20 protein-coding genes and 1 pseudogene are annotated in these 20,731 nt (G+C 65.4%); 14 read left to right on the top strand and 7 right to left on the bottom strand.

The features are described from left to right. Window positions 1-20: 20 nt before the first annotated feature. Together IWX88_RS11665 and IWX88_RS11660 are read right to left on the bottom strand one after the other, a co-directional pair. On the bottom strand, window positions 21-752 hold the full coding sequence (locus tag IWX88_RS11665) for an MBL fold metallo-hydrolase (RefSeq protein ID WP_196830499.1): 732 nt from the start codon (window positions 750-752) through the stop codon (window positions 21-23). Window positions 753-812: 60 nt separating this feature from the next. Continuing rightward, window positions 813-1,877 (bottom strand): LacI family DNA-binding transcriptional regulator, encoded by a 1,065-nt coding sequence (locus IWX88_RS11660; protein ID WP_196830498.1) that lies wholly within the window; start codon window positions 1,875-1,877, stop codon window positions 813-815. A 61-nt stretch (window positions 1,878-1,938) separates the two neighbouring features. Between IWX88_RS11660 and IWX88_RS11655 the strand changes: the two genes are divergently transcribed. From IWX88_RS11655 to IWX88_RS11635, 5 genes and pseudogenes are all read left to right on the top strand, one after another. Beyond that, entirely contained in the window at window positions 1,939-3,174 is a 1,236-nt protein-coding gene (locus IWX88_RS11655; RefSeq protein ID WP_370568335.1) for an MFS transporter, read from the top strand. A 9-nt stretch (window positions 3,175-3,183) separates the two neighbouring features. Continuing rightward, the gene (locus tag IWX88_RS11650) at window positions 3,184-4,032 is read left to right on the top strand and encodes an SseB family protein (protein ID WP_196830497.1); all 849 of its coding nucleotides are present in this window, start codon (window positions 3,184-3,186) and stop codon (window positions 4,030-4,032) included. A 23-nt stretch (window positions 4,033-4,055) separates the two neighbouring features. Next, window positions 4,056-4,214, top strand: a pseudogene (locus IWX88_RS11645) (endonuclease); the annotation flags it as partial. A gap of 54 nt (window positions 4,215-4,268) precedes the next feature. Further along, window positions 4,269-4,529 (top strand): ribbon-helix-helix protein, CopG family, encoded by a 261-nt coding sequence (locus IWX88_RS11640; protein WP_196830496.1) that lies wholly within the window; start codon window positions 4,269-4,271, stop codon window positions 4,527-4,529. Further along, window positions 4,511-4,765 (top strand): hypothetical protein, encoded by a 255-nt coding sequence (locus IWX88_RS11635; protein ID WP_370568334.1) that lies wholly within the window; start codon window positions 4,511-4,513, stop codon window positions 4,763-4,765. The genes IWX88_RS11640 and IWX88_RS11635 overlap by 19 nt, the downstream gene beginning before the upstream one ends. A 33-nt stretch (window positions 4,766-4,798) precedes the next feature. Here IWX88_RS11635 and IWX88_RS11630 read toward each other — a convergent pair whose 3' ends face one another. Then, window positions 4,799-4,936, bottom strand: coding sequence for a hypothetical protein (locus IWX88_RS11630; protein ID WP_196830494.1), 138 nt, complete (start codon window positions 4,934-4,936; stop codon window positions 4,799-4,801). A gap of 168 nt (window positions 4,937-5,104) precedes the next feature. On the opposite strand from IWX88_RS11630, the gene nucS reads away from it, so the two are divergent. From nucS to IWX88_RS11615, 3 genes are all read left to right on the top strand, one after another. Beyond that, window positions 5,105-5,800: an endonuclease NucS gene (nucS, locus tag IWX88_RS11625; protein WP_196830492.1), complete on the top strand. Its 696-nt coding sequence runs from the start codon at window positions 5,105-5,107 to the stop codon at window positions 5,798-5,800. 60 nt (window positions 5,801-5,860) lie between these two features. Beyond that, complete coding sequence (locus tag IWX88_RS11620) at window positions 5,861-6,517, top strand: HAD hydrolase-like protein (RefSeq protein ID WP_196830491.1); 657 nt, start codon at window positions 5,861-5,863, stop codon at window positions 6,515-6,517. Window positions 6,518-6,588: 71 nt separating this feature from the next. After that, complete coding sequence (locus IWX88_RS11615; protein ID WP_196830489.1) at window positions 6,589-7,575, top strand: SDR family oxidoreductase; 987 nt, start codon at window positions 6,589-6,591, stop codon at window positions 7,573-7,575. A gap of 155 nt (window positions 7,576-7,730) precedes the next feature. Here IWX88_RS11615 and IWX88_RS11610 read toward each other — a convergent pair whose 3' ends face one another. The 3 genes from IWX88_RS11610 to IWX88_RS11600 are packed head-to-tail and all read right to left on the bottom strand — an operon-like array spanning window position 7,731 to window position 10,389. After that, window positions 7,731-8,807: an NAD(P)/FAD-dependent oxidoreductase gene (locus IWX88_RS11610; protein WP_196830487.1), complete on the bottom strand. Its 1,077-nt coding sequence runs from the start codon at window positions 8,805-8,807 to the stop codon at window positions 7,731-7,733. Continuing rightward, on the bottom strand, window positions 8,804-9,325 hold the full coding sequence (locus tag IWX88_RS11605; protein WP_196830485.1) for an isoprenylcysteine carboxyl methyltransferase family protein: 522 nt from the start codon (window positions 9,323-9,325) through the stop codon (window positions 8,804-8,806). The genes IWX88_RS11610 and IWX88_RS11605 overlap by 4 nt, the downstream gene beginning before the upstream one ends. Continuing rightward, a complete protein-coding gene (locus IWX88_RS11600; protein WP_196830482.1) occupies window positions 9,322-10,389 on the bottom strand; it encodes a type III polyketide synthase in 1,068 nt (355 codons plus the stop codon). The genes IWX88_RS11605 and IWX88_RS11600 overlap by 4 nt, the downstream gene beginning before the upstream one ends. 184 nt (window positions 10,390-10,573) lie before the next feature. Here IWX88_RS11600 and IWX88_RS11595 point away from each other — a divergent pair, with 184 nt between their 5' ends. The 3 genes from IWX88_RS11595 to IWX88_RS11585 all read left to right on the top strand — a co-directional run bounded on the left by IWX88_RS11595 (window position 10,574) and on the right by IWX88_RS11585 (window position 15,047). Beyond that, window positions 10,574-11,497 (top strand): DMT family transporter, encoded by a 924-nt coding sequence (locus IWX88_RS11595; protein WP_196830480.1) that lies wholly within the window; start codon window positions 10,574-10,576, stop codon window positions 11,495-11,497. Between the two features lie 101 nt (window positions 11,498-11,598). Beyond that, the gene (locus tag IWX88_RS11590; RefSeq protein ID WP_196830478.1) at window positions 11,599-13,842 is read left to right on the top strand and encodes a transglycosylase domain-containing protein; all 2,244 of its coding nucleotides are present in this window, start codon (window positions 11,599-11,601) and stop codon (window positions 13,840-13,842) included. A 35-nt stretch (window positions 13,843-13,877) separates the two neighbouring features. Next, complete coding sequence (locus IWX88_RS11585) at window positions 13,878-15,047, top strand: CaiB/BaiF CoA-transferase family protein (protein ID WP_196830476.1); 1,170 nt, start codon at window positions 13,878-13,880, stop codon at window positions 15,045-15,047. Here the strand turns inward: IWX88_RS11585 and IWX88_RS11580 are convergent. Continuing rightward, window positions 15,040-16,524 (bottom strand): PucR family transcriptional regulator, encoded by a 1,485-nt coding sequence (locus tag IWX88_RS11580; protein ID WP_196830474.1) that lies wholly within the window; start codon window positions 16,522-16,524, stop codon window positions 15,040-15,042. The two genes, IWX88_RS11585 and IWX88_RS11580, sit on opposite strands and share 8 nt — an antisense overlap. Window positions 16,525-16,625: 101 nt before the next feature. On the opposite strand from IWX88_RS11580, the gene IWX88_RS11575 reads away from it, so the two are divergent. The 3 genes from IWX88_RS11575 to IWX88_RS11565 are packed head-to-tail and all read left to right on the top strand — an operon-like array spanning window position 16,626 to window position 20,730. Beyond that, window positions 16,626-17,978 carry an aminotransferase class III-fold pyridoxal phosphate-dependent enzyme gene (locus tag IWX88_RS11575; protein WP_196830472.1) on the top strand — a complete coding sequence of 451 codons (1,353 nt, stop codon included), beginning with the start codon at window positions 16,626-16,628 and terminating at the stop codon, window positions 17,976-17,978. Further along, a complete protein-coding gene (locus tag IWX88_RS11570) occupies window positions 17,975-19,549 on the top strand; it encodes an aldehyde dehydrogenase family protein (protein WP_196830471.1) in 1,575 nt (524 codons plus the stop codon). Before IWX88_RS11575 ends, IWX88_RS11570 begins: the two co-directional genes overlap by 4 nt. After that, window positions 19,546-20,730, top strand: a complete 1,185-nt coding sequence (locus IWX88_RS11565; protein ID WP_196830468.1) for an acyl-CoA dehydrogenase family protein — start codon at window positions 19,546-19,548, stop codon at window positions 20,728-20,730. Before IWX88_RS11570 ends, IWX88_RS11565 begins: the two co-directional genes overlap by 4 nt. Window position 20,731 lies beyond the last annotated feature (1 nt).

The raw sequence follows: 20,731 nt of genomic DNA, 5'->3' as shown, positions 1-20,731 counted from the left end.
AGTCGGCAAGAGCAATTCGACTAGAACTCCCGGGTCATCCCTGGCACCGCGAGTTCCACCGACGGGAACCCGGCGAGCGCACGATCGCGGGCATCCGGAGCCTCACAGTGGGTCAGGAGAAGGTGCTTCGCCCCGGCAGTACTGGCGAGCAGTGCGGCATCCTCCGGGGTGCAGTGAACGGCACCGGTGGGCGGATGCTGCGACGCCCCCGCCTCACAGAGCAACAGGTCCGCGCCCTCAGCGAGCTCGACCAGGCCTTCGCAGTACGCGGAGTCACCGGAGTAGGCGAGCACGGAGTCGGCAGCCTGAACGCGGAGTCCGAACGCGGGCATCCCGTGATCGAGCGGACCCCAGCTCAGAGAGAGTTTGCCAACGACTGCGTCGTGCCACCCGCGCATCTCGGTAACCTCGAATACCTCGTCCATCACGGCCGCCGATCGGTGACCGAGGAATCCCACCATCCGCTCGACCAGTCCGGGTGGTCCGATCAGTGGCAGTGGGCGCGCGCGCGGCGGGCCGGCAAATCGCAGCGCGTAGTACGCGGTGAGCAGGTCGGCCGTGTGATCGGCGTGGGCGTGCGAGATCCAGATGGCATCGAGATCGCGCACTGCGACATGGCGTTGCAGCTCGGCAAGAGTGCCGGTTCCGGCATCCACCCAGATCGAGGTGTCGCCCTGCTGAACGAGATAGCCCGAGCACGGGTTGTCGGGTCGGGGATACGGCGCGGCTGTGCCGAGAATCGTCAGTCTCATAGTTACTAATGAATCACAGCTACTCATGAACCACAGACACCGGCTAGCCACAGACACCGACTAACCCGAGGGCGGCGCCGTCGTTGTGCCGAGATGAAATCGCGAGGTGAATGACACGGGAAGCGGATGCTCACCGCCGAGCAGTGCAATGACCGCGCGACCCGCCGCCCGTCCCTTCTCCACCGCAGGCTGCACCATCGTGGTCAGGTCGTATGGCGCAATTCCGTCGAGTTTCACCCCGTCAAACCCGACGATACTCAGGTCGCGCGGCACGCCGAGTCCGAGCTGCTCGGCGGCGCGGATCACTCCCACCGCAAGCAGGTCGCTCTGCGCGATCACCGCAGTGGGTCGTGTGCTCGGGTGCGACAGAAGCGCCAGACCGGCAGTGAATCCCTCGTCGATGCTGCTCACCGCAGCCATCATTCCCGGCGCATCCGTAAAGACCTCCCGCACCCCTCGGATGCGCTCACGCGCGGTGTATCCGGTACTCGCCGCGATCGCCGCCTCCGTGAGCACCCCGCGAGTACGCCGGGCATCGAGCGGCAGCGTCACCATCCCCACCCGACGGTGGCCCAGCTTCGCGAGATGGCGGGCGAGGGCGTGGGAGGCACTGCGATTGTCGAGGTCGATCGCGAGCACATCGTCCATCGGCTCGGCCTCGATCGCCACCAGTGCGATCCCGCGCCGGCGGAAGATTGCGACCTGGGCCGCGAGGTTGGTGCTGCAGCCGATCAGCACCACCGCATCCACTGGTGCATTGCGGATGCTCGCAGCACCCTCACCGTTCTCGGTGAGCAGCAGGAGGCCGGCCCCGACGGATCCGGTCTCGTCTGCGATGCCATCGAGCATCGCGATGTTCATCGGGTCGCGGAAGGCATCGCGAAGGCGGTCCTCGATGACGACCCCGATAATGCCGGAGCGACCGTGCCGAAGCGACTGCGCACGGGGGTCGGGACCCGCGTAGTCCAGTTGGGCAGCGGCGGCGAGTACTCGAGCGCGAGTGGCCGCAGACACCGGCCCTGAGCCGCTGAAAGCGAGGGATGCAGTGGATGGCGAGACCCCGGCGAGCGCGGCAACAGCGGCTAGATTGGGCCGTGCCCGCGCCGCTGTTGCCTCGGTATCCATGTTTTGTTAGCGTAGTCGAATCGGTTCGATCGAATCGATTCGATACTTTCCAGGATCCCCCGTGACTGTCACCCAATCCAGATCCGCCGGGCTTACGCGCCCGCAGGTGCTTGCCTGGCGAAACGCGCTGTTCGCGATCTTCGGTCTATGCGGCCTCTCGATGGCGAGTTGGGCATCCCGTATCCCCGCCGTGAAGGAAGCCCTCGGAGTCTCGACCTCGTCAATGGGCATCCTGATCTTCGGTATAGCGGCTGGCTCAATCGTCGGCCTTCTCGCCTCGAGTCATATCATCGCCCGCATCGGTGCACGGCGCACCATCGCAGTGGTTCTCACGGTCGGAGCCGTTGGATTCGCCCTCGCCGGATTCGGGGTCACGGTGGGCCCGAGCTATGCCGTTGTCATGGTGGGACTCATCATCTTCGGCTCGATGTTCTCGATCTGCGATGTCGCAATGAACCTCCAGGGGGCGGTGAACGAGAGGGTGCTTGCACGCTCGGTGATGCCGATCTTCCACGCCTTTTTCAGCTTCGGAACGGTGGTCGGTGCGGCCCTCGGAGCCGGCGCCGAAGCCATCCGCCTGCCCATTGCGACACACCTGCTCGTCGTCGCGGTGATCTTCGCCGGAGGCGCACTCGTCTCGGTGCGATTCCTTCAATCGGAGCACATCATCACCGAGGAGGCCGTTTCGCACGACGACCACTCGATGACCTGGCGCGGGCGCCTCAGCATCTGGCGCGACCCGCGCACCCTGCTGATCGGTCTCGTCGTGCTCGGCATGGCCTTCACCGAGGGCTCAGCGAATGACTGGCTTGCACTCGCCATGGTCGAGGGTCACGGCACCGCGAAGGCGACCGGTGCGCTCGTGCTCGGCATCTTCGTCGCGTCAATGACGGTCGGGCGCTTGGCCGGCGTGAGCCTGCTCGACCGCTTCGGCCGCGTGCCGGTGCTGCGGGGATCGGCCGTACTCGCCGCCATCGGGCTGGTGATGGTGATTTTCGTGCCCGTGCTCTGGGTCTCGATCGTGGGCGTGGTGTTCTGGGGGCTCGGGGCATCACTCGGCTTCCCGGTGGGGATGTCCGCGGCCGCCGATGATCCGAAGACCGCGGCCGCGCGAGTGAGTGCCGTGGCGACCATCGGGTATTTCGCCTTCCTGGTCGGCCCGCCCGTAATCGGATTCCTCGGGCAGCAGATCGGCCTGCTTCCTGCCCTTCTCGTGGTGCTCGTGCTTGTGCTTGTCGCCGGGCTGGCCTCCGGGTCGGCGCGGGAGCCTCTGCCACCGAAGGTGATGGCGAACTAGCCTCGAGGGATGACTCCATCGATCTCCGGCTCGGCACCCGTCGACAACGTGTCACTTCGCACCGCTGTCGAGGCGTTCGCGGCGGACCCGAACCAATCCACCTACCTCGATGTGGTGCGCGGATGCCTCCAGGGCAGGCTTCTGCTCGATTCGACCGGGTCCGATCGCCCCACCGTCGAGGCCGATGGCAGCTACAGCTTCGCGGCCGGTGCAACCCTCAAGTTCGCGGCCGGCAGCGGACCCGATGGCCGGCTCGCACTATTCGCATTCACCTCGCAGCAGCAGATCAACCGGATGCATCCCGAGGATCTGATAGCTGTGCAAGCCCTTGTGCAGCCCGCTGCCGGAGCACTGCAGCTCGCCTCGACTGATGAATACGGCTGGCTCTACATCGACCCAGCCGGCCCGACCTGCGCGATTTCCCATCGCGATGCGGCGTTCGCGTTGCTCGGGAACCGCAATGATGCGGTCAAGGCAGCCCTCGAGATCGACGACCCGCACATGGGCAAGACGGCAGTGCTCGATGCCCTCGCCACGAACGGCCCACTGCTGCTCGCGGTCGACACCGAGTCGGTGTCCGCTCCCGGGGTAATCGACGGCCCACCCGTGCGCATCCGTGAGTCCGTCGATCCCGACGGCCAGCCGGTGCTCCTCGCCTTCACCTCTGGCCCGGAGGTGAGCGCCCACAACATCGCGGACTCCTTCGCCACAAAGCCAGCAGCTGAGGTGATGCGCGATGCCACCACGGCTCCCTACCGCGGGCTTGTGATCAACCCAGGCGGACCGTCGATGCTGCTGTCCCCAGCCGAGCTTCACGCTGTGCTGCAGCGCATCGCATCGCCAACACTGCCCGGCTGAGACGGGGCAACTATGCTCGTCGGGTGCGTCTTGTCATTGCCCGCTGCTCCGTCGATTATGCCGGCCGCCTGAGCGCGCACCTGCCCCTCGCCACACGCCTGCTGCTGCTCAAAGCGGATGGCAGCGTGCTCGTGCACTCGGACTCGCTGAGCTACAAGCCGCTCAACTGGATCAGCCCACCCTTAGGGGTGTATTTCACCTAGCGAAGGCTGTCTATTTCGTATTACGATGAGTTTATGAAGCGCATCATCCAAGCCCGTGAGGTCGACGAGTCGCAGGTCGACGAGTGGGTTGCCGAGGCTGAGGCGGGTTACGACGTCGACCAGCTCCGTGCCCGCTGGGGTCGCACTCCACGTGGCACCGCGCCTGCGCAGGTGATTCCGGTGCGACTGACGACCGACGAACTCGCCGCAGTCATGGCTCGGGCGGAACGGGAAGGATTGAATCGCTCCGAGGCAATTCGTGCGGCTATAGACGAGTGGACACACGTCGCGTGATCGTTCGGGCGTCGGCCCGGAGGCACGGTGTCACCGACGAGGACGCCATTACGGTGGCCAGTGCCCCGTTGGTCGCCGGGCCGCTCGATGATGAGAACCCGCATCGCCAATTGCGGATCGGATTCGACACCCAGGCACGGCTCCTAGAAACCGTAGTCCTGGTCTGGGACGACGGCACCGAGGAAGTCATCCACGCGATGAAGTGTCGACCTAAGTACCTCGACCTCTTCGACTGAGGCGACTCATCGGAGGATCGGAGACGATCACCATCAGAGAACCTCGGTCAAGCGACGACCAAGCGAAGTCTGGAAGCGCGCGAGGTGGCCGTCGGGGTCAGTGACGAGAAACTGCTCGGTTCCGGCTTCTTCGTTGCTGCCGACTCGGCACCACTTCGTCTCGGGTCCCATGAAGAGTGGATAACCAGCTTCACGGAGAGACGAGAGGATCGGTCTGAGGTCGAGGACAGTGATCTGGAAGTTGACCCCGCGCCCCAATGGACGGTCAAGCGGCGCGGTAATCCAGTTTCGACCGACTTGGTACCGAACGGCAGTGAGCCGACCCCGTACTCTGGGCAAGTGCGTCTTGTCATTGCCCGCTGTTCCGTCGATTATGCCGGCCGCCTGAGCGCGCACCTGCCCCTCGCCACACGCCTGCTGCTGCTCAAAGCGGATGGCAGCGTGCTCGTGCACTCGGACTCGCTGAGCTACAAGCCGCTCAACTGGATGAGCCCACCCTGCACGGTCGCCGCGATCGAGCCGGATAAGCAGCAGGCGCGGGCGGGCGTCGCGGAGATCTGGAAGGTTACGCAGGCGAAGACGGCCGACCTGCTCGTGATCTCGATCCACGAGATCCTGCACGACAGCGCCCACGAGCTCGGTGTCGACCCCGGCCTGCAGAAGGATGGCGTGGAGGCGCACCTGCAGAAACTTCTGGCCGAGCAAATCGAGCTCGCCGGGGATGGCTGGCGTCTGGTGCGCCGCGAGTACATGACGGCCATCGGCCCGGTCGACATCCTGGCGACGGATGATACGGGTGGCAGCGTCGCGATCGAGATCAAGCGCCGCGGGGACATCGACGGTGTCGAGCAGCTCACCCGCTACCTCGAACTCATGAACCGGGATCCCCATCTCGCCCCGGTGGCCGGTGTCTTCGCGGCACAGGAGATCAAACCACAGGCGCGGATGTTGGCCGAGGACCGCGGAATCCGCTGCCTGCTGCTGGACTATGACGCCATGCGCGGCCTCGACGACAGCGACCACCGACTGTTTTGATCGCTGGGCCGGCACACCTCGATCAACTCCTAGGATTACAACAGTGATCGGATTACGACAGTGACCACGCCCTGGAGCTGCTTCCTTTTCGACCTCGATGGCACGATCATCGATTCGGCACCCGGCATCACCGCGAGCCTCGCCTGGACCTTCGAGCGTCTGGGCCGCCCCGTGCCGAGCCAGGCTGAGCTGCTGGCATACGTCGGCCCGCCCCTCCTCGACTCATTTCGTGACCTGGCCGGGATGACGGTCGATGAGTCCCACCATGCCCTCGATGTCTACCGCCCGCACTACCTGCAGACCGGCGTGTTCAACAGCACGGTCTACCCGGGTGTTGCGTCGCTGCTCAAGCGGATTCACGAGAGCGGGATCCCGATCTCGCTCGCGACATCGAAGCCCGAGCTTCCCGCCACCACCGCACTCGACTTCTACGGGTTGGCCCACTACTTCACGGTGATCACCGGGGCGTCCGAGGACGAGGTGCGCAGTCGAAAGGCGGATGTCGTCGAAGAGGCCCTGCGCCGACTGGTCGCGCTCGGTGCCGATACGAGCACACCCGTGATGGTGGGCGACCGCGAGCACGATGTGCACGGGGCGGCCGAGCACGGTGTTCCCGCAATCTTCGTCGAGTGGGGGTACGGCACTGACGCCGAGCAGGTTGGCACGATCGGCGTGGCCGCCACCGCAGAGGAGCTCGGCACCCTGTTGCTCGGCTGAGTCGCTGGCCTCCTCCGGCACCACATCCACAACGACTTGACGAAGCTCATCCAAGCGGCGACCGTAGAGGCATGACACCTCTGACAATCCTCTTCATCGGCGGCACCGGCACGATCAGCTCTGCGGCGAGCGCCCGCGCCCTCGAGGAGGGTCACGAGGTGACGCTTCTCAATCGCGGCCAGACCACCCTGCGTCCGAGCTCTCGTGGAGCGGAGGTGCTCGTCGCCGACGTGCGAAACCCCGCCTCGGTGACGAGTGCCCTGGCGGGCCGCGAGTTCGATGTCGTCGTCGACATGGTGGCATTCACTCCCGAGCACGTTGCACAGGACATCGAACTCTTCTCTGACCGAGTCGGGCAGTATGTGTTCATCTCCTCGGCATCCGCGTACCAGAAGCCGCCGCTGCGGCTGCCGATCGTTGAGTCGACCCCGCTGCGCAACCCGTTTTGGCAGTATTCGCGCGACAAGATCGCCTGCGAGGACCTGCTCGTTGCGGAATATCGGGCCAGCGGATTCCCCGCCACAATCGTGCGCCCCTCGCACACTTATGACCGAACGAGCCTCCCGCTCAACGGCGGCTGGACCGCGATCGACCGCATGCGCCGGGGCGCTCCGGTCGTGCTGCACGATCACGGATCCTCGCTCTGGGCGCTCACTCACGCCCGCGACTTTGCGGTCGGATTCGTGGGGCTGCTCGGCAATCCACACACGATCGGCAGCGCCATCCACATCACCTCTCACGAACTGCTGAGCTGGACCCAGATCACCCATCTGCTGGCGGATGCCGCGGGCGTCACCCCGAACATCGTGCATGTCACCTCTGAGGCGATCGCCGCAGCCGACCCCGACATGGGTGCGGGCCACCTCGGGGACCGCAGCCACTCGATGATCTTCGACAACAGCCTGGTGAAGTCGCTCGTGCCGGCCTTCAATCCCACGATCGGCTTCGCAGAGGGTGCACGCGAGATCATCGGCTGGTACGACGCACATCCCGAGCAGCAGGTCGTGGATCCCGAGCTCGACACGCTGTTCGACCGGCTGGTGGCCGGCACGGCGTAGTCGACCAGGGTCGGCCCGAGGAGCGTGCACGTTGACCACCTCCCGTTTTACTCACCACCCCCGTGTTTCCACGTGGTGATGGTCGCAAAAACGGCAGGTGGACGAGGAGAAGTGAGAAACGGGAGGTGGACGATGAGAGGTGCGCGCCCGAGACCTTACCGCGCGAGCCGCTCCACCACCGCGCCGAAGACCCGCGGGAGAGCGGATGCCGCTGGCACGATCGCCGCACGCAGGGGCGAGTTCGCCGCGGCTACCAGCCCTGCCGTAAGCACCCGGAAGTCCCGGGTGCGCTGCTTCCACGCCCGCTCGTAGCCCGCCGGATCATCCCGTGCGATGCAGTCGATCGCGGCCTCGGCCTGGGCGAGTCCCACGCGAATGCCCTCACCCGTGATCGCGTCGACATAACCGGACGCATCGCCGACGAGCAGCACGCGCCCGACTGACCGCCGCGTCGTGCTCTGCCGAAACGGCCCGGCACCGCGCAGCTCACTCGCCGGCTCGGCACCCGCGACCAGCGCAGCAAGCGGACGGATGCCGGCGAGCGCAGCATCGAAGTCGAGCCCTTTGCGACCGAGCATCGCGATGCCGACAACGCCGTCGCCCACGGGTGTCACGTAGGCCTCAACGGTCGGCGTCCAGTAGACCTCGATCAGATCGGTCTGCGGATCGGCGCGAAAGTGCCGCCGTACACCGTAACGGCGACCGCGGGCCGCGACCGGTCGCTCGAGGCCGGTCAGCCGGCGCACGGTGGAGTGCAGGCCGTCCGCCGCCACAAGATAGCGGGCCCGGATGCCGGCGGCCGTCACCGAGGTCGCGTCCTGCTCGAGGGCATCCACCTTGCCGCCGACCACGTCAACCCCAAGGGATCTGGCCCGCTCAGCGAGCGCGTCGTGCAGCGCTGTACGCCGCACCCCTCGGCCCTCACCGGATGCGAAGCGGTGATCAACGCGAGTTTCGACTCCACGAGAATTCAGGCTGCGATAGCTCACCCCGCGCAGCGCGAACCCCGGCGGATCGACGCCGAGGCGGGCGAGGGCGGGCAGCGCCCCGGGCATCAGCCCCTCACCGCAGGCCTTATCGATCGCACTTCCGGCAGCACCACCATCGGCGCCGGCGCTATGACGCGGCTCGACAACGGTGACCGTGAGTCCGCGCAGCCGCGCCTCGATCGCGGTCGCAAGACCCACCGGGCCACCGCCCACCACGAGAACATCGAGAAGGTCCGCCGTCATGCCGCAGCATCCAAAGTCTTGAGCGCCCGCTCTTCGGTGGGGATGCGGAACCCGAACAGCAGGATTGCGTTCAGCACCGTAAATGTCAGCGCGGTCACCCACGCGGTGTGCACGAGCGGCAGTGCAATACCCTCGGCGATCACGACGACGTAATTGGGGTGGGTGAGAAAGCGGTAGGGACCACCGGTGACCCGCCCGAGGCCGGGCACGACGATTACGCGGGCGTTCCACTGACGACCGAGCGTGCCGATGCACCAGTAACGCAGCCCCTGGCAGGCGATAGCGATCACCAGCATCGGCCAGCCGAGCCAGGGCAGGAACGGGCGATCGGCGAAGAACACCTCGGCGAGGCAGGCGAGCAACATGCCCGTGTGCAGCACGACCATGAATGGATAGTGGCGCTGCCCAAACTCGCGGCCACCGCGCTCGAACGCCCATGCCGCGTGCCGGGCGGAGAGCACGACTTCGACGATGCGCTCGGCTCCGGTCGCGAGAATCAGGATGCTGAACCAGATCACGTCGGCCACCGCAGCAGAACCAGCTCGGCACTCACTCCCGGACCGAGGGCGAAAAGAGTGCAGGTGGTTCCGGGCAGGTGCGTCTGTGCCAGCTCATCCGCGAGGATATGCAGCACCGAGACCGACGAGAGATTGCCGACAGCGGCGAGGGACCGCCAGCTGTTGTCCAACGCCCCGTCAGCGAGCCCGAGCGACGACTGGAACTGCTCGAGCACCCGCGGCCCGCCCGGGTGGGCGATCCAGGTGTCGATATCGGCTATCCCCAAGTCGTTATCGCCGAGGAAGCTGCTGGCATCCCGGCCGAAATTCGCCTCGATCACATCGGAGACCTGGGCGGTGAGGATGATGCGAAAGCCGGTCTCACTCGCGGTGAATCCAATGACGGACTCGGTGTCGGGGTAGAGCGCGCTGCGGGTGTCCACGACATCGGGGCCGGTCACGGGCATCCGCTGTGCTCGCGCGTCTCCCACCATGATGACGGCAGCGGCACCGTCGCCAAACAGTCCGGTGGCCACGAGGTTAGCGGTGGAATCATCGTCGCGCTGGAAGGTGAGGGAGCAGAGCTCGACGGCGATCAACACCGCGACGCTGTCGGGATGCCCGGCGAGGTAGTCGGCGACGCGCGCGATTCCGGCGGCTCCGGCCACGCACCCGAGGCCGTACATCGGCACTCGCTTCACGTCGGAGCGCAGCCCGAGGCGGGCAACAAGAATCGCATCGATCGAGGGAGCGGAGATTCCGGTCACGGAGGTGAACATGAGGTAGTCGACCTCGCCCGGCTCGATCCCCGCGATCGCGAGCGCATCCCGCAGCGCCCGTTCGGCCAGGTCGGTCGCCACCTCGATAAACATGTCATTCGACTGGGTGAAGGTGCTGGCGTTCCGATAGCGCTCGATGGGCATCACCAGGTGCCGCGTGTCTACGCGACTACCGGCATGAAGTCGGCGCAAAACGGCTTGCTTGGTGGGATCCGAGGTGACCATCGGTGCGATCGTGTCCGTGATCTCGGACTGTGCGTACACGTTGCCCGGCAGTGCAGGAGCGACGGCGACTATTCGGGCCATCCGGCGACGCTAACACTGTTGCATGCACTGTTGCGAACCAGTTGCGAACCAGTGGCGTGCTTGTTGCGAACCAGTGGCGCGCCTGTTGCGAACCAGTGGCGCGCCTGTCCAGCATCAGTTGAGCGGTCGGGCGTGATCACGTGACAGACATCCGGGGTCGCGCGTTGGCCCTAGCGTTACTTCCATGACCGCCGCATCCGCCCCCCGATCGCCAGCTCGAGACGCGGGTGCGCCGTTCGGGGCGGTCGGACTCGTCGCGATCGGCCTCATCTGCCAGGAGGTCGGCGCATCTTTCGCGGTGCTGCTGTTTCCCGCGGTGGGCCCGATCGGCATGGTGGCCCTTCGACTCGCTTTTTCGGCGGTCGTACTGCTCGCCATCGCCCGGCCGCGGCTGCGCGGTCACAGTCGCTCGGACTGGCTCACCGTGATCGCCTTCGGCGTGGCGCTCGCCCTGATGAATGCCCTCTTCTACGAAGCACTCGCCCGCGTGTCGCTCGGTGCCACGATCACGATCGAGGTGCTCGGACCTCTCGTGCTCTCGATCGTGCTGAGCCGCCGCGCCTCAAGCTGGCTCTGGGCGGTGCTCGCCTTCGCCGGAGTGGTGATCCTGAGCCAGGGCAGCTTCGGCGACCTGGATCCGGTCGGAGTCGCATTCGCATTCGGCGCCGCCGCACTGTGGGCCGCGTACATCCTGCTCTCCGCCCGCACCGGGGCGCGGTTTGCCCGGCTTGATGGTCTTGCTGTCGCGATGACCGTTGGTGCAATAATTACGGTGCCCTTTGGCATCACCAGCGCCGGACCAGCGATCTTTCAGCCCAACATCCTGCTTCTCGGAGCGGCCGTCGCACTGCTGTCATCGACGATCCCGTACACCCTCGAACTTGTGGCTCTTCGAAGGCTGCCATCGGCGACGTTCTCTATTCTGATGAGCCTCTCGCCGGCGATCGCGACGACGGCCGGGTTCCTGATCCTCGGGCAAACGTTCACCTGGGTGGCCTTCGTGGCGATAGGCCTCGTGATCACCGCAAGTATCGGCGCCGTGCTCTCGGCCTCCCGCACGGCTCAGGCTGGCCAGACGGATGCCGGTCTCGGCGAGCCGCTCAGCTAACCGGTCGGCGAGCCCCTCAGCTAACCCCTCAGCTCCCCCAGGTTTGGCAATGCACAGACGGGTTAGTCTAGGGAATACGGAGCCAAACCTAGGGGACGAACGTGTCTGAAACGAAACGCAGTGGGCTGCTGCGCTCGATGCTCGGACTGTTCGGCTTCAGTACCCTCGCTGCCGTGCTCATTGTCGCGCTCGCCACGCCAGCCATCGTCGTAACGAGCCAGCTCACCAACAATGTGGCCGGCCTGTTTGGGAACCTGCCCGACTATGTGAAGATCGGCAACCAGTCCCAGCGCAACGTCCTCTACGGGCTCCGCGGCGGCGTGCAAGTGCCATTCGCGCAGGTCTTCGATCAGAATCGCCAGGAAGTGGCGTGGGACGCGGTCTCGCCGTTCGCAAAGGATGCACTGGTCGCGGCGGAGGACGTGCGCTTCTATTCGCATGGCGGTGTTGACCTCGCGGGTATCGCACGGGCAGCGATCAATAACGCGACCGGAAACGATCTGCAGGGTGCCTCGAGTGTCGAGCAGCAGCTCGTGAAGCAATTGGCAATCCAGCAAGCGATTGCAACAATCAGCGATCCGAAGAAGCTGGCAGCGGCCAAGGCTAAAGCTCAGGAAAACACTCTCGATCGCAAGCTGAAAGAGGCCAAACTCGCCATCGGACTCGAAAAGAACTATACGAAACATCAGATCCTGCTCGCGTATCTAAACATCGCCGGTTTCGGCGGAAACACTTACGGGATCGAAGCCGCGGCCGAGCAGTATTACTCCACGACTGCTGCGGGCCTCACTCTGGCCCAGTCCGCAAGTCTTATCGCCGTTGTGCAGAATCCTCCCCTGCGCAACCCCGGCTCATCAGACAACTGGGAACGCAACAAGAACCGGCGCGACCTGATCCTCGCGACCATGCTCACGGAGAAGATGATCACCGGTGCGCAGTACACCGAGGCTGTCGGCACTCCGGTTGACGCCACAACGGTCAAGGTCAAAGCGGCGACCAACGGATGCGCATACGCCTCGGCCGCCAAGGCCTTTTGCGACTACGTGATCAAGAATGTGAAAAATCTGCCCGGTCTAGGGGAAACCCAGGATGATCGCCTTGCGGCATGGCGGCGCGGCGGCAACTCGGTGTACACCACCATCGACTTGGACCAGCAGGCTGTCGCTGAGAAGGACCTCGCTCAGTACACGCCAGCGGACGATCCACGTTTCCCTTTCGGTAGCGCCGTTTCCACTGTGCAGGTCGGCACCGGGCGCATTGTGATCATGGCTCAGAACCGAGGATTCGATGACACCGGCGAGGGTGATCCGGCGTCGACGACCGCGGTCAACTTCAACACGGATAAGGAGTACGGCGGGTCATCCGGTTTTCCCGTGGGATCCACCTACAAGCTCTTCACCCTGATCAACTGGCTGCAGAACGGCCACGGTATCCAAGACACGGTCAATGGAAACATCCAGACCTATCCCGCCCGGTCCAAGTCGTTTCCTGCGGCCTGCGACGGGGGTTATTACCCGCTGGGTGAAAGTTATACACCCCGCAATGACAGCGGATACAGCGAGGGCCAAATGAGCGTCTTGAACGCGACCAAGGGCTCGGTCAATGCGGCATTCATGAATATGGCGTCGCAGCTCGACCTCTGCGACATCCGCAATGTGGCCATATCGATGGGCGTGCACAACGCCGACAATCGTGAGCTCGATCACGGGCCAGGGTCGATCCTCGGAACCAACAACCCGTCGCCGCTCACGATGGCCAGCGCCTATGCAACAGTGGCCAGCGGCGGCAAGCTCTGCCGGCCGATCGCGGTCGACAAGATCGTGGGGCCGGATGGCACGGAGTTGCCCGGCCAAGCGCAGAGCTGCACTCAGGTGATCAGTCCCGAGGTGGCCGCCGCCGCCGCCTACGATCTGCAGGGCCCGTTGCAGCCCGGCGGTACGGGCGCGATCGCTAACCCCAGGGACGGAACAGCTCTCTTCGGCAAGACCGGCACCGCTGAGGCCTTGCACAGCTATATGGTGGCCTCGAGCACACAGACCACAACCGCTGTCTGGATCGGCAACATCCAGGGCGATCAGAACATGCGACGCATCTTGATCGGCGGAATCCTCACCTCCAACCTCCGCACCTATGTGATGAAACCGATCCTGGCCTCACTGAATGCCAGCACGGTGTACGGCGCAGGAGGTACCTTCACTCAACCAACCGGCACCCTGCTGCGCGGCTCGACCTACCGTGCACCGACTCCCGCACCAGCGCCGACGCCTCCGACCGGCCCCAGCAATGGAAACGGCGGAGGCGATAACGGTGGGGGCGGCGGTGGCGGTGGCGGCCGCAAGCCGTAGCACGTCATGCTCGCTCAGGCGCTAGTCTCGGCGGGATGACACCTGCATTGCCCGAGGCACCACTCGCCGGAATCCTCGTGGCCGACTTCTCCCGGGTGCTCGCTGGGCCGCTCGCCACGATGACCCTTGCCGATCTCGGCGCGCGTGTCATCAAGGTGGAGCGGCCGGGTACCGGCGATGACACCCGGTCTTGGGGGCCACCCTTCTCTGCCACCGGCTCGACTTATTTTGAAAGCGTCAATCGCAATAAAGAATCCATCTGCCTCGACTTGACGGATGCCGGCGATCTCGACCTCGCCCGTGAACTCGTTGCGCGGGCCGACGTCGTTGTGGAAAACTTCAAGCCCGGCGGCGTGCAGAAGCTCGGCCTTGGCTACGACACGGTGCGGGCCTCGAACCCCGGCATCGTCTACGCTTCGATCTCCGGCTTCGGCAGTGCTGGCGGCCGCGACCTGCTCGGATACGACTTCATCGTGCAGGCTCTTGGCGGACTCATGAGTATCACCGGCGAAGCGGATGGCGCGGCCCTCAAGGCCGGCGTCGCTCTCGTCGACGTACTCACCGCGAAGGATGCGGTGGCCGGTATTCTCGCGGCGCTGTTGCAGCGCAAGTCCACCGGCACCGGCGCACTGCTCGAACTGAATCTGCTCTCGAGCCTGCAGGGATCCCTGGTCAACCAGGCGCAGGCCTACCTCGGCGCAGGGGTGATTCCGGAACGCCTCGGCAACACACATCCGTCCATCGCGCCCTACGAGACCCTCGAATGCTCCGACGGACCACTCGCCATTGCGTGCGGTAACGACGGTCAGTTTCGACGCCTGGCCGAAGTGCTGGGAACTCCACAGTTGGCGGATGACCCGCGCTTTTCAGACAACGCCCATCGCGTCGCCAATCGGCCAGCACTCGTGCCGCTGCTCGAGGAGCGACTTCGGCTGTGCGACGCCGCGGAGTGGCAGCGTCGCCTGACCGAAGTTGGGGTGCCCGCTGGGCGGGTCGGCACCATCGCCGACGGTCTCGAGCTCGCACAGTCTTTGGGGCTCGAGCCGGCCATCGAAGTCTTCGATTCAGCCGGGGTTGCCGTCGCGACCCAGGTGCGACATCCAATCAGGTGGAGTCCACCGATCACCCGACGCAACTCCGCCCCACCGCTTCTTGGCGAGCAGGATGTGGCGGTGCGCGAGTGGCTCGCGCACCCTCTCAGCTGACTCGGTCTTGGTCGACTCTCTTGGGGTGCAGCAGGCTGCTCCGCAGGGCGATCCACAGCGTTGCAGCGATATCCGGGTCGGTGAGATCGACCCCGAGCAGCTCGGTCGCCACCGCGATGCGCTGACGCAGAGAATTGCGATGGATGTCGAGCTCACGAGCAGTTGTTTCCCAGTGTCCCCGGTGGGCGAGGTAGCTCCGCACCGTGTTGCGGAGGTCGCCGCGTGGATGGTGGGCGAGCGCGTCCACCCAGGTTTCTCCGCGAATGTCAGCAGACCCGTCCACGACGACCACTGCCGAAAGCGCGGCGGTGCGACAGGCCAACACCACCGCACTGACGGCAGCGGGGACGGTGACAAGCGGCATCGGCCGGCTGAGCGCAACGGCATGGCCTGCGGCAACCACTCCGGTATCTGCGTTGACCGCGGCGGTCTCGCCCAGAATGAAAATAGCGACGCCACCGACCGTGGCAGACAGCGTGGACTCCGGCAGGCCGAGGGACCCGACGATCCTCTCCAGCTCAGGCGAGTCCAGCACGCCCGGCCCGGCCCGGCGTACCGCAAGAATCCGAACGACTCCACCGATCGCGGGAAGGCCGGCATGCTCGGCGGCGAGGCGCGCGGCATCCGCGTGGCCCCCCAGGATCAACGCCGCGATCGTGCCGCCCACGACCACGGCCACCCGAGATGCCTCCTGCGCGCGCTGGGCGGTGACCGAGAGCAGCATGCACGCCGTGATAATGAGCTGACGGTCGGCCTTCTGCAGCCCCCGCCCGGCACCGACGGCAAGGAACCCCACTGTGCGCGGGCCAACGGTGATCGAGTGTTCGACGACATCTGTGCCGTTCACCGGAAAGGTGGCAGCCGAATAGGTGCCGACCAGGTCGAAGCGGGTGGATTCGGCGCGGAGTTGCGGCACGACTTCTGCCGCGGTGGAGGGCCAAATCGTCTCGGCGGTGCCGTCCGCTGGCAGGTAGGCCGCCCATCCGCCGAGCCCCTTGGCTAGCACAGTGACGATGGACTCGACGGCATTGTCACGGGTCGCCGCCCGCGCCAGAGCCGTCTGCAGGCCAAGCCGCGAAGCCAGGTCGGCCTGCTCCGACTTGCCAACCAGCTGCCAGAATCCCCTCGAGATGTGAAGAAAAGGCACGGCTTCCGGCACGAGCAGCAGGTCGAGAGAGGCATCGGCACACGCCGAAACGAGTTGCGGATCGACCCGGTCAGTGCCCGCACCGAGCCCGAGAGCAAGCGCCGCAACCCCCTTGTGCGCGAGTCGGTGCACGTAATCGCGGATGACTACGGGTCCGCCCCGAAGGGGGATTCCTGTGGTCAGCAGCAACTCACCGCCCTCGAGATATGGCGTTGGATCGGCAAGCTCTGAGATGTGGACACCGGTGAGCTGTTGGCGTCCGATCGGTCCGGTTACCGCCGGTCGGAGGTTGTTGCCGAGCCGTTCGCAGAGCTGCTCAAGCGTGACCATAACTGCGCTCTCTCATCGGGCGGGATGTCTTGTCTAAAGATAAGCATAAATGGGATAGAACATCCCATGACCAGAGCGCACACAGTGGCTAGCGTGATGGCATGGTGTCCACTCTCGCTCCCGTGCTGCAGTCCCGTCACATCGCCCATCCGATTCCCGGGCCACGGTCCCGGCACCTGCACGAGCAGCGCAGCAGCGAAGTGACCTCTGCGTTCGGTGCCGCGCTACCGGTCTTCATTGAGCGGGCCGAGGGCGGCATCCTGCTGGATGTCGACGGCAACCGCATCATCGACTTCGCGTCCGGTATCGCGGTCACGAGCGTCGGAGCGACGAACACGTTCGTGCAGGCCAGAGTCGCTGCCCAGCTCGATCGCTTCACCCACACCTGCTTCATGGTGACCGAGTACGAGGGATTCACCGAGGTCTGCCGCTGGCTCAATGCGCACACGCCGGGCACCTTCGACAAGCGCAGCGCGCTGTTTTCTACCGGAGCAGAAGCAGTGGAGAACGCGATCAAGATCGCACGCGCTGCCACCGGGCGTCCGAACGTGCTGGTCTTCGACGAGGCCTATCACGGGCGATCTCTGCTCACCATGGCAATGACCGCCAAGGAGAATCCCTACAAAATGGGATTCGGGCCGTTTCCCGAGCAGATCTTCCGCGCTCCGAATGCGGCGCCGCTGCGCTGGCCAACCGGACCAGAGAACGCCTGTGCCGAGGCGTTAGCCGCCGTCGAAGCGATACTCGCCGCACACGGGCCCGAGACCTTCGCGGCAATGGTTATCGAGCCAATCCAGGGCGAGGGCGGCTTCCTTGTGCCGGCGGATGGGTTTCTCACCGGGCTTCGCCGCATCGCCGACGAGCATGAAATCATCTTCGTTATCGACGAGATCCAGGCCGGTATGGGCCGCACCGGCAGGCTGTTCGCCAGCGAACATGAGGGTGTCGTCGCCGATCTCTTCATCACCGCAAAGGCTCTCGCCGGCGGGCTCCCACTCTCCGCCGTCACCGGCCGCACCGCTCTGATGAATGCCGTACACACCGGCGGACTCGGTGGCACCTATGCGGGCAATCCACTTTCCTGCGCCGCCGCCCTCGGTGTCTTCGAGGCTTTCGAAGACGGATCGCTTCTTGCCAACGCGAGAGTGATCGAGACCATTGCGCGCGCTCACCTCGAACCACTGCTCGATTCGGTCGCCGTGGTGGCCGAGGTACGCGGTCGCGGAGCGATGCTTGCCATCGAGTTCGCCGATCCCCTCACCCTGACTCCGAGAGCAGATGTCGCCAAAGCAGTCGCTGCCGCCTGTCACGCCGATGGCCTGCTCGTCCTGGTCTGCGGTACCTTCGGCAACGTCATCCGGCTTCTTCCGCCGCTGGTGATCGGCACCGATCTCCTGGAGGACGGGCTGCGGGTGCTCACCACAGCAATCAAGCAGCAGAACGGTGTGGCGTGACCCTCATCGCGGGCACTGGGGCGGGCGAGGCGACCACTCAAGCGATCACTCCGGCGGCGGCCGAGCTGACCGCCGAGGCGACCTGCGCGGAAGACCCCAGCTTCGATCCACATACCGGCAAGCGCACCGGCGCGGTCCCTCACTCGATGCCCGATGAGGTCTCCCGCATCCTCGAGCGTGCGAGCCGGGCGGCACCGACACTTGCCGGGCTCAGCCCCTCCATTCGCGCGGGCTGGATCGGCGCAGCGGCCGACGCCGTCGCGAACGCATCCGCTGAACTCGTTGAGCTCGCCGAAAGCGAGACCGGTCTCGTCCTCACCCGACTCGAGGGCGAACTGACCCGGATGGCGGCGAGCGCCCGGTTTTACGCGGCTGTCGCGCAGGAGGGCAGTTATCTCGGGGTCAGCCGCGACGATCTTGAGGGCGGATCGACCATCGTGCGCGGCAACTTCCCCGTGGGTGCGGTCGCCGTCTTCGGTGCAAGCAATTTTCCATTCGGATTCGGTGTCTTCGGTCATGATGTTGCCTCCGCTCTTGCGGCGGGATGCCCGGTGATCGTGAAGGCGCACCCCGCCCATCCGCGACTCAGTGTGCGGCTCGGCGAGGTGGTTCGGGATGCCCTGGCCAGCGCCGGTGCCCCGGAGGGCACCTTCGACGTCGTGGTGGGCTTCGACGCGGGGCTGCAGATCGTGGACTCCGATGTCATCCGCGCGGTAGCCTTCACCGGCAGCCAGCGAGCGGGGATGTCGCTTGCCGAACGCGGTGCTCGCCGTGGCATCCCCGTGTACGCGGAGATGGGCACGGTGAATCCGGTGTTTGTCACTCCCGCCGCCGCCGCGCACCGGGAGTCGATTGTGCAGGGATTCGTGGCGTCCTTCACCCTGGGAGCCGGTCAGTTTTGCACCAAGCCCGGCCTCATCCTCGTGCCGGCAGGTCACGGCTTCCTCACGGCGATCACTGCCGCGGTCTCCGTCGTGCACCCCGCCCCGCTCCTCACGATCGGAATCGCGGATGCCTACGCTCGAGGCCTCTGCGAATTGGATCCCGCAGGGGTATCGGTCGCGCCGGATCCTGCCGCCGGGTACGCCGTTGCCGCCCGTGCGATCGCTGTATCTCTCGACCAGTTGGTTTCCGGGTCCCGTCTGCTCGATGAGTGCTTCGGTCCTGTCGCGCTCGTGGCTGAATACATCGACGTCGCCGATGCCTTGGAGGCTCTCGACCGACTTCAGCCGTCGCTCGCCGCCTCGGTCTTCACCGGCACAGCCGACGAAGACGGCGACGATCCAGATGCGGTCGTCGCCATTACGCAGCTCACCCAGCGGGTCGGCCGCGTGGCTGTCAACACCTGGCCGACCGGCGTGGTGACAACCTGGTCGCAACAGCACGGTGGGCCTTGGCCTGCCACCTCCCGGCCGGATGCCACGAGTGTCGGCGCCGGTGGACTCGCCCGCTTCGTGCGCCCGGTCAGCCTGCAAAACGCAACACCCTCCCAGCTTCCGGCCATGCTGCGGCCGGAGAACCCGTGGCATCTGCCGCGTCGCCTCAATGGTCGACTGGTACTGTCCGAATGACTCCAACCAAAGGAAGATCCGTGCCCGACACCTCCGACCTCATCGATGTCGATTCCCTACTCAGCGAATCAGAACTCGAGTTGCGCCATTCGGTGCGTGACTTCGTCGATACCGAAATCAAGCCGCATATCGCGCACTGGTACGACGCCGGAGTGTTCCCGGTCACCCTCATCCCGCACCTCGCCAAGCTCGGGTTGCTCGGGATGCACCTCACCGGCTACGGCTGCCCCGGCCGGTCCGCGGTGGAGTACGGCATTGCCGCGCTCGAACTCGAGGCTGGTGACTCGGGGCTACGCACCTTCGTGAGCGTGCAGGGATCCCTCGCGATGACCGCGATCCACCGACACGGCTCTGAGGAGCAGAAGCTGCAGTGGCTGCCGCGGATGGCGGCGGGCGAGGCAATCGGATGCTTCGGACTCACCGAGCCCACGGCAGGGTCTGACCCCGGGAGTATGACCACCTTTGCCAGGCGTGATGGTGACGACTGGGTGATCAACGGCACGAAACGCTGGATCGGGCTCGCCTCGATCGCTGATATCGCCGTGATCTGGGCGATGACCGACGAGGGCATCCGGGGCTTCCTTGTGCCCACCGACACAGCGGGCTTCACTGCGACGGTCATTCCCCAGAAGCTGTCGATGCGGGCATCCATTCAGTGCGAGATCGAACTTGCCGAAGTGCGCCTGCCAGCATCGGCGATGCTGCCAAAGGCCAAGGGTCTGCGCGGTCCCTTCGAGTGTCTCAATGAGGCCCGCTACGGCATCATCTGGGGGGCGATGGGGGCCGCTCGTGACAGCTACCTGGCCGCCCTGCAGTACTCACAGCAGCGACTGCAGTTCGGCAAGCCACTCGCGGGCTATCAGCTCACGCAGGAGAAACTCGTGAATATGGCCCTTGAGATCAATAAAGGCACTCTGCTCGCGCTCCAGCTCGGCCGACTGAAAGATGCGGGGAATTTGCAGCCGCACCAGATCTCGATCGGCAAACTCAATAACTGTCGCGAGGCGATCCAGATTGCCAGGGAGGCCCGCGCCATGCTCGGTGGCAATGGCGTCACTCTCGAGTACTCGCCGATGCGCCACGCTAACAACCTTGAGAGCGTGCGCACCTATGAAGGCACTGACGAGGTGCACACCCTGGTAATCGGCAATCACATCACCGGAGTCGCGGCGTTCCGCTGAC

The organism is Frigoribacterium sp. CG_9.8 (assembly GCF_015751965.1).
Classification (GTDB): Bacteria; Actinomycetota; Actinomycetes; order Actinomycetales; family Microbacteriaceae; genus Lacisediminihabitans.
The sequence above is the reverse complement of the archived record's forward strand: the minus strand, read 5'-3'. Positions and strand labels throughout refer to the sequence as shown.

Bases quoted from the DNA above. Each gene is read 5' to 3' on its own strand.
- IWX88_RS11660 (WP_196830498.1), bottom strand. From the start codon at position 1,877: ATGGATACCGAGGCAACAGCGGCGCGGGCACGGCCCAATCTAGCCGCT.
- IWX88_RS11650 (WP_196830497.1), top strand. From the start codon at position 3,184: ATGACTCCATCGATCTCCGGCTCGGCACCCGTCGACAACGTGTCACTT.
- IWX88_RS11575 (WP_196830472.1), top strand. From the start codon at position 16,626: ATGGTGTCCACTCTCGCTCCCGTGCTGCAGTCCCGTCACATCGCCCAT.
- IWX88_RS11630 (WP_196830494.1), bottom strand. From the start codon at position 4,936: ATGGGACCCGAGACGAAGTGGTGCCGAGTCGGCAGCAACGAAGAAGCC.
- IWX88_RS11585 (WP_196830476.1), top strand. From the start codon at position 13,878: ATGACACCTGCATTGCCCGAGGCACCACTCGCCGGAATCCTCGTGGCC.
- IWX88_RS11615 (WP_196830489.1), top strand. From the start codon at position 6,589: ATGACACCTCTGACAATCCTCTTCATCGGCGGCACCGGCACGATCAGC.
- IWX88_RS11600 (WP_196830482.1), bottom strand. From the start codon at position 10,389: ATGGCCCGAATAGTCGCCGTCGCTCCTGCACTGCCGGGCAACGTGTAC.
- IWX88_RS11610 (WP_196830487.1), bottom strand. From the start codon at position 8,807: ATGACGGCGGACCTTCTCGATGTTCTCGTGGTGGGCGGTGGCCCGGTG.
- IWX88_RS11580 (WP_196830474.1), bottom strand. From the start codon at position 16,524: ATGGTCACGCTTGAGCAGCTCTGCGAACGGCTCGGCAACAACCTCCGA.
- IWX88_RS11665 (WP_196830499.1), bottom strand. From the start codon at position 752: ATGAGACTGACGATTCTCGGCACAGCCGCGCCGTATCCCCGACCCGAC.
- IWX88_RS11595 (WP_196830480.1), top strand. From the start codon at position 10,574: ATGACCGCCGCATCCGCCCCCCGATCGCCAGCTCGAGACGCGGGTGCG.
- IWX88_RS11565 (WP_196830468.1), top strand. From the start codon at position 19,546: ATGACTCCAACCAAAGGAAGATCCGTGCCCGACACCTCCGACCTCATC.
- IWX88_RS11640 (WP_196830496.1), top strand. From the start codon at position 4,269: ATGAAGCGCATCATCCAAGCCCGTGAGGTCGACGAGTCGCAGGTCGAC.